The organism is Mitsuaria sp. WAJ17 (genome assembly GCF_014174515.1).
Lineage (GTDB): Bacteria > Pseudomonadota > Gammaproteobacteria > Burkholderiales > Burkholderiaceae_C > Roseateles_B.
Genome location: NZ_JACJUG010000056.1, coordinates 1 through 11,233, shown reverse-complemented (window position 1 = coordinate 11,233; position 11,233 = coordinate 1). Strand labels below are relative to the sequence as shown.

Genomic DNA, 11,233 nt, shown 5'->3' with positions numbered 1-11,233 from the left:
AAGACCGAAGGCTACAAGGGCGTGACGGGCACCATCAGCTTCGATGGCAAGGGTGACATCAAGAACGGCGCCCTGACCCTCTATACCTACAAGGGCGGTGCCCGCGAGCAGATCGCGGTCGTGCGCTAAGTCTCCCCGCCGGGGGAGTGACCCGGCAAATTCACGCGGAAATGTTGGAACCGCCACCGTTGGGGTCAGGTCTTGCCTGGCACCACGGTGGCGGTTTTCATTGCTGCTGCCGCGCGCCAGGCGGCAAGGGCGGCTCAGCGCCTGCGGCCGCCAGCGGGTCGCGCCCCGGTCGCGGAGGGCTCGGCATCGCCCGAGCGGCTGACCCGGGCCACCTCCTCGAGTGCCGGCAGCAGGTCCGCCCAGGCCTGGGCATCAAAGCCAGCTGGGCAGCGCAGGGCGGCTGCGCCCTGAAGCCGCGGCAGGCGGCCGCGGCAGGCGATGACGATGGTGTTGCTGCAGTCCTCGTCACTGATCACCAGCACCTCGCCGTCGAAGCTGCGCTCCAGCCGGGCCAGGTGCAGGGCAAAGTCCACATGGCCGGTATGCAGGTTGACGGCCAGCAGGCCGCCTGGCTGCAGGGCGTCCCGGCAGTCGTCGTAGAAACGCTGGGTGCACAGGGCGGGCGGCTGGCCGTGGTAGTCGAAGCCATCGACCAGCAGCACGTCCATCTGGTAGGGCGGAAAACGGACAAAATCCGCGCCGTCGCCCAGCACGACCTTGAAGCGCGCGTTGTCGTCCGGCACCTTGAACTCGCGGCGCAGGGCGAGTACATGCGGATTGATCTCCAGCACCTTGATGCGGGTGGCCGGCAGGTGCCGGTGACAGAACTTCGCCAGGGAGCCGCCGCCCAGGCCGATCATGGCCAGCGTGGCCGGGCGAGGCTTGAAAAGCAGGACGCCCATCATCGTGCGCGTGTAGGCCAGCGCCAGGGCGTCGGGGGCCATCAGGTGCATGGTGCTCTGGATCTCGTCCATGCAGAAATGCAGGGACTTGCTCTCCAGCGTCTCCCGCACATAGGGCCTGACATGGGCGTTGGCGTCGGCGTCTTCGAGGGCGAGAAAGGAATCACTCATGGGCGGCTGGGGAGGCTGGGGGCAGGCGGTGTCGATGGGCGGCGCGGAGGTCCTGCCACAGCGGCGGGGTGGCGACCAGGATCAGCGCAAAGGCAAAGGGAAGGGTGGCCGAGAAGCCGAAGTGCTTGAAGGCCAGCGCCCCCGCCAGTCCGCCGATGAAGAACAGGGACAGGATCAGCAGGTGGATGCCCAGCCGGTCGCAGTTGGCCTGCACGCGATGGATATCGTTGCGTTCACTGGAGCGGTTCCAGTACAGCAGGCGGCCGAGCTCGATGCCGATGTCGGTCACCACGCCGGTCATGTGGGTGGTGCGGATCTCGGCCTGCGAGATCTTGGTCACCATGGCGTTCTGCAGGCCCATGATGAAGCACAACAGCAGCACCGCCGTGGGCGCCAGCAAATGCGGGAGGCCGCGCAGATGCGCGCCCACCAGACCGAAGCCCAGCAGCAGCAGCGCCTCCACCAGCAGGGGCAGGGCGTACTTGCCCTGCAGTTGCCGACGACGCGCCCAGTTGATCAGCAGGGCCGTGCAGGCAGCGCCAGCCACGAAGGACAGCAGCGAGGCCAGAGCAGACAGGGCCAGCCGCACTTCACTAATGGCCAGGTCGTCGGCGATTCCGGAAATGATGCCGGTCATGTGCGAGGTGTAACGCTGCACGGCCAGGAAGCCGCCCGCATTCACGGCGCCTGCCACGAAGGCCAGCAGTGCGCCGAGTTGGCGGTTGCTGGCGCGTGTGCGGTGGCGCGAGGTGAGGCGCTGCAGGTGATGGAAGGCCATGGAAGTGCGTAGGCGCCGCAAGGGCCGGCTGATACGCTAATCTAATGCGCCTTTGATGCGATTGCAATTATAATGTAATTAACATGAGGAGCCTGCCATGGAAATGAAGACGGCGCGTCTGACCGTGCTGATCGATCCGGCCAAGAAGAAGGCCCTGGAGACCCTGTGTGCCAGCCAGGACGTGACACCGTCCCAAGTGGTGCGCAAGCTGATCCGCGAGTACTTGGCGGCCCATGGCGTAGATGTCACGCCCGGCAATGGTCAGGCCGATACGGCTGACGCTGATCGGCGCTGATCGGCGCGCCGGTCCTCTCAGGCTGCGCAGGCGCAGCCGCCATGGCCGCCGCAGCCCTTGGCCTCCTCGCCAGCCGCTCGGCTGGACAGTTCCAGGGCCTGGGCGGCCAGCCGGTCGAAGAGAGCGCCGGCCTGGTCTGGCACAAAGCCCTCGTGGTAGACCTTCTTGACGCCCAGCTTCTGCAGCTGGACATGCACGCTGGCCTGGACCTGGCGGCTGTCGAGGCAGGCCTGCACACAGGCCAGCGCACAGCCATCCAGGGCCATGATGGGCCGGCCCGCGGCCTGGGCTTCCTGGGCCTTGCGGACGAGGCTGGGCACGCCGCCGCCGATGCCGGCAATGCAGCTCATCTCAGCCAGGCCCGCGCGGTCGAGCTTCACGGCCAGGTGATTGGCGAGCTGAGCGGCGCTGGAGCAGCCGGAGCAGCTGTAGACCAGGGGCAGGTGATTGTGGTGGTGGGTCATGACGGATCCGGGGCCTGATGTCGGAGGCCCGGAGCCTGCCGCGAGCAGGCCGGTGCTGTTCTGCGCCACATCAGAAGCGATGCAGTTGGCCTGGGGCTGGGAACACGATTCGCACCTGCAGGCCGCCTTCGTCCATGTTCTTGAGGCTCACCCCGGCATGGTGCAGGTTGGCGATTTCCTTGACGATGGCCAGGCCCAGCCCGGATCCCTGCCCACTGGCCTGCCGGCCGCGGTAGAAGCGCAACATGACCTTCACCAGCTCGTCGGCTGGAATGCCAGGGCCGCTGTCGGTGATCGTCAGGCCAGGTGGCGCCGTCTGTACCGTGATGCGTATCGTGCCGCCGGCCGGGGTGTAGCGGATGGCGTTATCGATCAGGTTGCCCAGCGCCTCGCTGAGCAGGTCCGGATGGCCCACGATGGCAGCGCCCGCATCGCCGGCCTCGATCAGCTCCATGGTCAGGCCCTTGTCATGGGCGATTTCCAGGAAGGACTCCCCGACGGCGCGTGCGAGCTCGTGGAGGTCCACGCGAGCGAAGTCCGGGCTGCTGGCCAGTTCGGGGTCCAGGCGGCTCAGGGCCAGCAGCTGCTGCACCAGCCGCGCGGTGCGCTGGGTCGAGGCCTGCAGGCCGGCCAGCACGGCACGGGTGGCCGCCAGGTCGGGCGCCTCGGCAGCGCGAGCCAGGCCCAGCTGCAGGCCGGTCAGGGGCGTGCGCAGCTGGTGTGCCGCTGCGGAGGCAAAGAGCTTTTCTCGCTCCAGCACCTCGCGCAGCCGGCCCAGCAGCTCGTTCAGGGCGAGCGCGAAGGGCAGCAACTCGCGGGGCACTTCGGCCGTGGGAATGGGCATCAGCGAGGCATGGGACTGCGTGTTCCACTGGTCGGCCATGCGCTGCAGCGGACGCAGGGTGCGCCGCACGGCGGCCAGCAGGATCCAGGCTGCAACGATCACGATCAGGCCCACCGGCGCATATACCCAGAGCAGCTCACGGAATACGCGCCGGCGCTTGTTGAGCGTCTCACCAACCCCCACGAGGACGACGCGTGCGGGATCCTGGGCGCTGGCCAGCTGCACCCAGACCACCCGCACAGGATGGCCCAGGAAGGGGGCCTCGAAGGCCTGGGCGCCTTTGTCGTACTCGCGGACGTCGCTGCCCGAGCGCGGCAAGTGCTGCTCGCCGGCGAGCACATGGTCGCCTTCGAGTACGGAGAAGTAGGTCCTGTCGTCGGCGTCGTAGGTCAGCACTGCCTGCGCCTGGCGGTTGAGGGCGATCACGGCCGCCTGCTGCTCGAATTGGACCTGCGAGGCCAGGGAGCGGGCCGCGTCCAGCAGCCATCGGTCGAAGACGGCGTCGATCAGGCCGCTGGCCGCATGTGCGCTCAGGACGCTGGCCACCAGCACGACCCCCAGCAGCGGTGCCAGCAGGCGCCACCGCAGCCCGCCCTCGAGTCCGCCCCCGAGTCCGCGGGGGCGCCGCAGCGCCCACTTCATGGTGTGCCGCCCTGGGGGCCAGCATCCAGGACCAGGCGATAGCCGAAACCGCGCGAGGTCTCGATGCGCACCTGGCAGTCCTGCAGCTTCTTGCGCAGGCGCGACACATAGACCTCGATGGCGCTGTCACCGACTTCCAGATTGCGTTCGGCCAGCGCATCCAGCAGCACCCGCTTGGGGACCAGGCGCGGCGCGCGCTGGATCAGCAGGCCCAGCACCTCGAACTCGCGAGGGTTGAGTTCCAGGGGGCGTCCGTCGCAGCTGACCACACCTTCGTCGGGCAGCCAGCTGAGGCGGCCCAGCTGTGCACGGCGCGTGCGGGAGGCCACCGAGCGGCGCAGCAGGGCCTCCATGCGGGCGTCGAGCTCGTCCACGGAGAAGGGCTTGACCAGGTAGTCGTCGGCGCCGGCCTTGAGCCCGGCGACGCGATCGGCGACCTGATCCCGAGCCGTCAGCACCAGCACCGGCGTGCGCGGATCGCCCCGGCGCCACTGCTGCAGCCACTGGAGCCCGTCGCCATCGGGCAGCCCCATGTCCAGCACCAGCAGGTCCGGCGTCAGCCCGACGACGACTTCCGTGGCTTTCTCCAGCCGATCGCAGACCTGCACGGCCCAGCCATGCTGCTGCCAGCGCAGCTGAAGCTCCCAGCTGATGATGGGGTCGTCTTCGATGAGCAGGATTTGCATGCGGCATTGTGAGCCCGCGCCCGAAAGGGGCTTGATAGTGGTTTGCAAGCTTGCCGGACTAGGCTGCGCGACCGTATTGCCGTCGTGGCGCCGGTGCACCAGGCCGGGCCTCTGGTCCTCGTCCGCCTTCCCGTTCCCATGCAAACGCGCCTCGACCTTCCCCATCCTGTTCCGCTCGCTGCTGCCACCCCGGGTGGATCTCCTGCGCGGCCGCTACAGTCTGCGCACCTCGGCGTGCCCGATGCGCAGGCGGCACGCCGCCCGGGCTGCGCGCAGGAGCTCCGCGCCTTGCAGTCCCTGGCCCGGCGCATGGATCTGCGGTTCAAGGACTGGCTGAAGCTGCTCGTGGCCTTCGCGCTGCACCCCGGGGCGGTACGGGCCTGGCTGGCCTTGCTTGACTGGGATCCGGTCCTGCGGCGCATCGACGACGCCAGGCTGCTGAGCAAGGTGACTCGGCCCTATCTGGACCAGGCGCTGTCCCTGCCTGAGCGGGTGTGCATCCTGTCGGGTCACTATCGCTGGCTGCATGCACGGGGCATGGGGGCCTGGCCTGCGCGGCTCATGCCGCGCCGCAGCGGCTCTACGAATGGCAGGGCAAGGACGGCGCGGGCTTCGAGCTCCATCTTCAGGCCGTGCATGACGGGCACCGTGAGGGCGAGCTCAGCCTCAGTTTGCGGATGAACGGGCGTACGCTCTACACCCTGACCGGTGTGGTGGATGCGACAGCGGCGGGTGCGCCGGCCTTCGTCGTGGGCCGGCTGCAGGGCGAGGCCTCGCAGGATGCTGCCGAACGCATACGCCTGGCCACCAAGGCCCTGCATGGCTGCCGGCCCGCCAGCCTGCTGATCGCCGCGGCGGCGCAGTGGAGCCACGCCCTGGGCTGCTCGAGCTTGGAACTGGTTGGCAACAGCCAGCGCATCGCCATCAACGCCTGGCGGCGGCGGCGCATCCTGGCAGACAACGAACGCCTGTGGCAGGAGATGGGCGCCAGCCAGGGTGGCAACGGCCGCTGGCGTCTGCAGAGCTGCGCCAGCCGTGAGCTGGACCTGGACAGCATCCCCTCACGCAAGCGGGCCGAGGCGCGCCGGCGGCAGGAGCTGCTTCAGGGTCTGTCGGAGGGCCTGCACGAGTCCATGCGCCGTGCGTTCCTGCCTGGGGCCTGATCGCTTCAGAAGATCGATCGCCCCGTCAGCGTGGTAAGCCACTCCAGGGCCGCCACGCCCGCCAGCGAGTTGCCATTCGCGTCCAGCCCCGGTGACCACACGCAGATGCCACAGAGATTCGGGATGAGGGCCACGATGCCGCCCCCCACGCCGCTCTTCGCCGGCAGGCCGACCCGGAAGGCGAAGTCACCGGCCGCGTCGTAGGTGCCGCAGGTCAGCATCAGCGCGTTGAGCCGCTTGGAGAGGCTGGGTGACAGCAGGCGCTCGCCGCTCCAGGGCAGTTCGCCGTGGTTGGCCAGCAGCAGCATGGCGCGCGCCAGCTCCACGCAGCTCATTTCGATGGCGCAATGGCTGCAGTAGGCATCGAGGATGCGATCGACCGGGTTCTGCAGGCGGCCGAAGCTGCGCATGAAATGGGCCATGGCCGCATTGCGATCGCTGTGTTTGCGCTCAGACTGCGCGACCCGCAGGCTGTAGTCGACAGTCGCGCTGCCGGACAGCTTGCGCAGCAGATCGACCAGGGCCGTCTCGGGCTGGACATGCCGCGTGCACAGCACATCGGTCACGGCCAAGGCGCCTGCATTGATGAAGGGATTGCGTGGCTTGCCACCTTCGTGCTCGAGCTGCACCAAGGAGTTGAAGGGCGTTCCCGAGGGCTCTCGGCCCACGCGCTCCCACAGTGCGTCGCCCTCATGCCGCAGGGCCATCAGCAGCGCAAAGAGCTTGGAGATGCTCTGGATTGAAAAACGCTCGCGAGAACGCCCGGTCTCCCAGATGCGGCCGTCGATGCCGACGATGGCCATGCCGAACTGCTCGCGCGGAACGCGGGCCAACTCGGGGATGTAGCTGGCGACGCGGCCCTGGCTCAGCAGAGGCTCAGCGCGCGCGGCGATCTCCTGCAAGGCGGCGTCGAAATCAGGGAAGGGCAGGGCGGGGGTACGGCTCATGCCAGCATGCTAGCGTCGCCGTCGAGCCTTCGTGCCGTGGAGCGCAGCAATGGTGGTGACAGGGGCTTCGCGAGCGGGCAACGGCCTCTTTCGATGGCCGCGGGCTTCCGGCCGCTGTCCCCTGGAAAGGTTCTGTCAATGCTGTCTAGGGGAATCTACGTGCGGGAAAGTTCCCTGATGACAGCGCTATGACTGTTGGCAATATCGCGCTGCGAATCCAGGAGAGTGACCGTGCTGGCCAAAAGCCTCACGGGACGCCGAAGGCGCAATCTCCCATGCACGCTCAGGCCCCGTACTGGACTCGAAATCAGCCGACACTGGAGAGCGGATCACGCGGACATGCCCATGGCCGGTGGCCCCACCGAAGGAGCAAGCGGAAGGCGGCGCCTCCCGCGAATCTCTCAGGTACCAAGGACAGCGGGAGCGGCGCGACGTGCACGCAGACCTCGAGGTTCGCCGCCTCGGCCTGTGTGGACGTTGTGATGCAAACCCTGATCCGGAGTGTCTGATATGCCGTTGGCAGCTCTCCTTGTCTTCCCGCCAGCGCCTCTTCCCATGCCGGCATGCCTGGCATTCGTGGCCCGCGCCCCCCGTGCCGTCAGGGGTCAGGTCTTGCCAGCCATGCCGCTTTGGCGGCGCCATCAGCGATGGCGCCGCATGCCTGGCTGCGCCTGAACCCCGTCGCCTGACCTCAGCGCAGGCAACGCATCTGCAGACATCGATCTGATCCGCTCCCTGGCGGTCGCGGCGCGCTTGCGCCTGCCGTTGGGCCGTGGCGAAGCGCAGTGTCGCGTGGGCAGCGCTGATGTGAAAAGTAATGTCGAAAGTGAGCGTCCAGAAATGAAGCGCTACGACACCGAGCGTTGAAACGCCGCCAGGAAATGGTGGCTTTCCACGAACCGCCGCAAGGGCAGTACAGGCTGCTCGATCGGCGGGCCCCAAGCAGTACCCATCGCAACCGAAGGAGACATCATGTTCAAGAAGAAAGCACTGGTCCTGCCAGGCGCACTGCTGTGCGCCCTGACGCTGGCAGCACTGCCCGCCTTGGCCGTTCCCGCCGGCGGTGAGCGCGCCAATATCGCGCAGCGCCAGTCGGACCGCAGCCAGGCCCTGATGGCCGCTCAGCGCGGCCTGGACGAGTATCAGCAGCGCAAGCAGCAGTACTACGCAGGCCTGTCGCCCAGCCACATGGCGCTGGACGTGTCTGATGTTCAGGAGCTGTCGCAGGCCCGCATCGGGCCAGGCTTTGAGATGCACACCGTCAGCCCGCAGGAGCTCGCCGCCGGCCGCAGCGATCTCAGTACCATGGCGACGCCGACGGGCAGTTGGCGCTTCGTCGTGCAGGTCGGTGAACGGCCGGTCGGCCTGGTCACGGTGCAGAAGACGGAGGGGCGCTGGCAGGCCGTGTCCTTCGGTGGCGCGGGTCTGGCCCGTGAGCTGGACGCGCTGCGCCAGGTCCATGGCAATGCGGACGGCAGTAATCTGCGCTTCATCCGCGTCTACCAGGCGCAGTCCGACTTGCTGGAGGTGGTGTCCGGCAAGGATGGCAGGGCCCGCTATGCGACGCTGCAGTCCGCCCGCGATGCCCTGCTGCGGCATGGCCTGGCCACCGGATCCGCGGATGCCAGTGCAGGTCTGATGGAGGCGCCGCAGCTGCTGGACCCGCTGCGCTCGGCCGTGAGCAAGAACCTGGACATGCTGCGCTGAGCCGCCAGCACACCGACGAACTTCCCCAAAGAATCGAATGGAGATCGCATGAACGCGAATCTGAAGAAGACGCTCGCCGGCCTGAGCCTCAGCCTGCTCATGCCCCTGGCCTTCGCGCAGTACAGGGCGCTGAACGTGCCGCAGACCATCCAGGAGCACAGCCAGTGGTGCTGGTCGGCCTCGAGCAAGGCCATCATCAGCTACTACAAGACCCCGCCCAGCCAGTGCAGCATCGTCAACTGGGCCTTCGGCATCAACTACGCCTGCGGCAACGGCACTTTCAACTGGAACAGCTATGCCAACCAGCCCAATGCGCTGTATGGCTCCAACGGCAGTGCCCAGGGCGTGTTGGCCAAATGGGGCATCGGCACCAATGCCTACGCTTCTGCCTCGTCGTGGAATGCCATCGTCTCGGACATCAACTACAACAAGCCCTTCATGATCCGCTTCGGCTGGAGTTCCGGCGGCGGCCACATCATGGTGGGCACCGGGTATGAGGTCTGGAACGGCACCTCCTACGTGCTCTACATGAACCCGTGGCCCGGCGAAGGCAATTCGGAAGACAGCTACAACTGGATGGTCTCCGCCAGTGACCACGCCTGGACGCACACCTTGCGCGTGCGCTGAAGCCTGTCGATGCCGCCGCAGCTGTAGCAGAGGAGACTAGGCTGCGGCGCAAGGCCTGTGAGGGGAAAGAAGGCCGGACAAGGCTGCAGAAGACGAGCAGGGCGCCGCCCCATGGCCTGGAGCGGCGCCCTGCGATGCCGGCTTTGGCCGGGTCGAACTGCCCTTGCGCGGCTGGCCTCAGAGGACCCTTGGCGCTACGACGTGCTTGCCCTTGAAGGGTGAAGAACGTGACCGCCGATCAAGCACCGATTACGCACCGATCAAAGGCTGATCCGCTGCGGCAAGGCTGCACCCTTGCCGGGGACGGCGGTGGACGTCCATCTGCGTGGCCGGTGCCAGACAGGCGAGGGCGGGGCCTCTGGGCCGCGGGAGGGGGGCGCGTCTGGTATATTACGCGCTGGGTGCCAGGTCTTGCGGCCTGGCAGGTTGAGCGCAGGTCGGGCCGCCGCGCGGAGTCTCCACGATCATGCACGCCGACACCCTCATCCCCTACGTCGCCCTGGCCTTGTTCGTCCTGGCCCTGGCCCACACCTTTGCGGCCAAGCAGTTCGAGCGGCTGTCCCATCGCTACCCCCGGCACGCCGGACTGTTTCACCTGCTGGGCGAGGTGGAGGTGGTCTTCGGCTTTTGGGCCCTGGTGCTGATCCTCGCACTCGCATTGCTGAAGGACGGTCCCAGCGCGCTGCACTATGCCGAGTCCCGCAACTACACCGAGCCGCTGTTCGTCTTCGTCGTGATGGTGGTGGCGGCCTCCCGCCCGGTGCTGGACCTCGTGCAGCGGGCGATCGCCTTCACCTCCCGCCTGATCCCGCTTCCCCGCGCCATCTCTAGCACCTGGCTGGGGCTGGCAGTGGTGCCGCTGCTGGGCTCCCTGGTCACCGAGCCTGCCGCCATGACCATCGCGGCCCTGATGCTGGCGCCGCTGGTATTCAGGTCCGAGGTGCCAGAGCGGCCGAAGTATTTCGCGCTGGGCGTGCTCTTCGTGAACGTGTCCATCGGTGGCACCCTGACGGCCTACGCAGCGCCGCCCGTGCTGATGGTGGCCGCGACCTGGCAATGGGACAGCGCCTACATGCTGGCCCACTTCGGCTGGAAGGCCGCCGTCGCCGTGCTGCTCAACGCCACCCTGGCGACCTGGGTGATGCGCAGGCATTTGCGGGTTGCGAAGGAGGAGGGCGTCTCGAGTGTGCAGCGGGTACCGCTGGCCGTCACCTTGGTGCATCTGGCGCTGCTCGCCGGCGTTGTGGTGCTGGCCCACCATCCCGTGGCCTTCCTCGGTCTCTTCCTGATGTTCTTGGGCTTCAGCCAGGCTTATGAGCGCTACCAGAGCCCGCTGATCCTCAAGGAGGCGCTGTTGGTCGCCTTCTTCCTTGCCGGCCTGGTGGTGCTGGGCGGCATGCAGGCCTGGTGGCTGCAGCCCATCGTCTCCAGCCTGGAGCCACTGGCCCTGTTCTTCGGTGCCATCGGCCTGACGGCCATCACCGACAACGCGGCGCTGACCTATCTGGGCTCGCTCATCGCCGGCATTCCGGTAGAGACCAAGCACGCGCTCGTAGCCGGCGCCGTGGCCGGTGGCGGGTTGACTGTCATCGCCAATGCGCCCAATCCTGCGGGCGTGGCGCTGCTCAAGCGCGGCTTCGAGGACGAATCGGTCGGAGCCATGGAACTGCTCGTCGGAGCCTTGCTGCCCACGGCCGTGGCTGCGACCGCATTCCTGGTGCTGTAAACATGCGGTTCGGATGGGCCGGAAGCGGCCTCATCGCGGGTGCGCGGTCTTTGCGCTAGTGTCAGCGTTACAAAATTGATGCAACACCTGAGGCCTCAGGGCCCGCTAGGCCCGCATCTGGGCCCATGGTGGCCGCCTGATTACAGTAAGCAATGGGATGGACGCCCCCACCCGTAGACGGCATCGAAGTGCCACAGTGGATGTGTCAGCAACCACTCGATCGGAAGGAGCGTCCACCATGGAGATTACGACGATCGGCCTCGATCTGGCCA

Annotated in this window: 11 protein-coding genes, 2 pseudogenes and 1 riboswitch; of the genes and pseudogenes, 7 read left to right on the top strand and 6 right to left on the bottom strand. The window is 67.4% G+C overall.

The features are described from left to right. Positions 1-129: pseudogene (locus H5407_RS24555) on the top strand (branched-chain amino acid ABC transporter substrate-binding protein); the annotation flags it as partial. 134 nt (positions 130-263) lie between these two features. Here H5407_RS24555 and H5407_RS22940 read toward each other — a convergent pair. Next, positions 264-1,082, bottom strand: a complete 819-nt coding sequence (locus H5407_RS22940; protein ID WP_183106814.1) for a transferase — start codon at positions 1,080-1,082, stop codon at positions 264-266. Further along, a complete protein-coding gene (locus H5407_RS22935) occupies positions 1,075-1,860 on the bottom strand; it encodes a YoaK family protein (RefSeq protein WP_183106813.1) in 786 nt (261 codons plus the stop codon). Before H5407_RS22935 ends, H5407_RS22940 begins: the two co-directional genes overlap by 8 nt. Positions 1,861-1,957: 97 nt before the next feature. Between H5407_RS22935 and H5407_RS22930 the strand changes: the two genes are divergently transcribed. Beyond that, a complete protein-coding gene (locus tag H5407_RS22930; protein WP_183106812.1) occupies positions 1,958-2,155 on the top strand; it encodes a ribbon-helix-helix domain-containing protein in 198 nt (65 codons plus the stop codon). Between the two features lie 17 nt (positions 2,156-2,172). Here the strand turns inward: H5407_RS22930 and H5407_RS22925 are convergent, their stop codons facing one another. The 3 genes from H5407_RS22925 to H5407_RS22915 all read right to left on the bottom strand — a co-directional run bounded on the left by H5407_RS22925 (position 2,173) and on the right by H5407_RS22915 (position 4,791). After that, positions 2,173-2,619: a putative zinc-binding protein gene (locus H5407_RS22925; protein WP_183106811.1), complete on the bottom strand. Its 447-nt coding sequence runs from the start codon at positions 2,617-2,619 to the stop codon at positions 2,173-2,175. A gap of 70 nt (positions 2,620-2,689) precedes the next feature. Further along, the gene (locus H5407_RS22920) at positions 2,690-4,105 is read right to left on the bottom strand and encodes a sensor histidine kinase (RefSeq protein ID WP_183106810.1); all 1,416 of its coding nucleotides are present in this window, start codon (positions 4,103-4,105) and stop codon (positions 2,690-2,692) included. Next, positions 4,102-4,791: a response regulator transcription factor gene (locus H5407_RS22915; RefSeq protein WP_183106809.1), complete on the bottom strand. Its 690-nt coding sequence runs from the start codon at positions 4,789-4,791 to the stop codon at positions 4,102-4,104. The genes H5407_RS22920 and H5407_RS22915 overlap by 4 nt, the downstream gene beginning before the upstream one ends. Before the next feature lie 138 nt (positions 4,792-4,929). On the opposite strand from H5407_RS22915, the pseudogene H5407_RS24910 reads away from it, so the two are divergent. Continuing rightward, positions 4,930-5,316, top strand: a pseudogene (locus H5407_RS24910) (hypothetical protein); the annotation flags it as partial. Next, positions 5,286-5,954, top strand: a complete 669-nt coding sequence (locus H5407_RS22905) for a DUF535 family protein (protein WP_310737693.1) — start codon at positions 5,286-5,288, stop codon at positions 5,952-5,954. The pseudogene H5407_RS24910 and the gene H5407_RS22905, both read left to right, overlap by 31 nt. A gap of 5 nt (positions 5,955-5,959) precedes the next feature. Here the strand turns inward: H5407_RS22905 and H5407_RS22900 are convergent, their stop codons facing one another. Continuing rightward, on the bottom strand, positions 5,960-6,901 hold the full coding sequence (locus tag H5407_RS22900; protein ID WP_183106807.1) for a glutaminase: 942 nt from the start codon (positions 6,899-6,901) through the stop codon (positions 5,960-5,962). Positions 6,902-7,208: 307 nt separating this feature from the next. Then, a riboswitch (glycine riboswitch) is annotated at positions 7,209-7,329 on the top strand. 544 nt (positions 7,330-7,873) lie between these two features. Between H5407_RS22900 and H5407_RS22895 the strand changes: the two genes are divergently transcribed. The 3 genes from H5407_RS22895 to H5407_RS22885 all read left to right on the top strand — a co-directional run bounded on the left by H5407_RS22895 (position 7,874) and on the right by H5407_RS22885 (position 10,961). Further along, entirely contained in the window at positions 7,874-8,608 is a 735-nt protein-coding gene (locus H5407_RS22895; protein WP_183106806.1) for a hypothetical protein, read from the top strand. 48 nt (positions 8,609-8,656) lie between these two features. Continuing rightward, entirely contained in the window at positions 8,657-9,235 is a 579-nt protein-coding gene (locus H5407_RS22890) for a C39 family peptidase (RefSeq protein ID WP_183106805.1), read from the top strand. A gap of 466 nt (positions 9,236-9,701) precedes the next feature. Continuing rightward, a complete protein-coding gene (locus tag H5407_RS22885) occupies positions 9,702-10,961 on the top strand; it encodes a putative Na+/H+ antiporter (RefSeq protein ID WP_183106804.1) in 1,260 nt (419 codons plus the stop codon). The last annotated feature ends 272 nt before the right edge of the window (positions 10,962-11,233 follow it).

What these genes read in the sequence shown, in the direction of transcription:
- H5407_RS22940 (WP_183106814.1), bottom strand. Translation starts at nt 1,082, where the DNA reads ATGAGTGATTCCTTTCTCGCCCTCGAAGACGCCGACGCCAACGCCCAT.
- H5407_RS22935 (WP_183106813.1), bottom strand. Translation starts at nt 1,860, where the DNA reads ATGGCCTTCCATCACCTGCAGCGCCTCACCTCGCGCCACCGCACACGC.
- H5407_RS22930 (WP_183106812.1), top strand. Translation starts at nt 1,958, where the DNA reads ATGGAAATGAAGACGGCGCGTCTGACCGTGCTGATCGATCCGGCCAAG.
- H5407_RS22925 (WP_183106811.1), bottom strand. Translation starts at nt 2,619, where the DNA reads ATGACCCACCACCACAATCACCTGCCCCTGGTCTACAGCTGCTCCGGC.
- H5407_RS22920 (WP_183106810.1), bottom strand. Translation starts at nt 4,105, where the DNA reads ATGAAGTGGGCGCTGCGGCGCCCCCGCGGACTCGGGGGCGGACTCGAG.
- H5407_RS22915 (WP_183106809.1), bottom strand. Translation starts at nt 4,791, where the DNA reads ATGCAAATCCTGCTCATCGAAGACGACCCCATCATCAGCTGGGAGCTT.
- H5407_RS22900 (WP_183106807.1), bottom strand. Translation starts at nt 6,901, where the DNA reads ATGAGCCGTACCCCCGCCCTGCCCTTCCCTGATTTCGACGCCGCCTTG.
- H5407_RS22895 (WP_183106806.1), top strand. Translation starts at nt 7,874, where the DNA reads ATGTTCAAGAAGAAAGCACTGGTCCTGCCAGGCGCACTGCTGTGCGCC.
- H5407_RS22890 (WP_183106805.1), top strand. Translation starts at nt 8,657, where the DNA reads ATGAACGCGAATCTGAAGAAGACGCTCGCCGGCCTGAGCCTCAGCCTG.
- H5407_RS22885 (WP_183106804.1), top strand. Translation starts at nt 9,702, where the DNA reads ATGCACGCCGACACCCTCATCCCCTACGTCGCCCTGGCCTTGTTCGTC.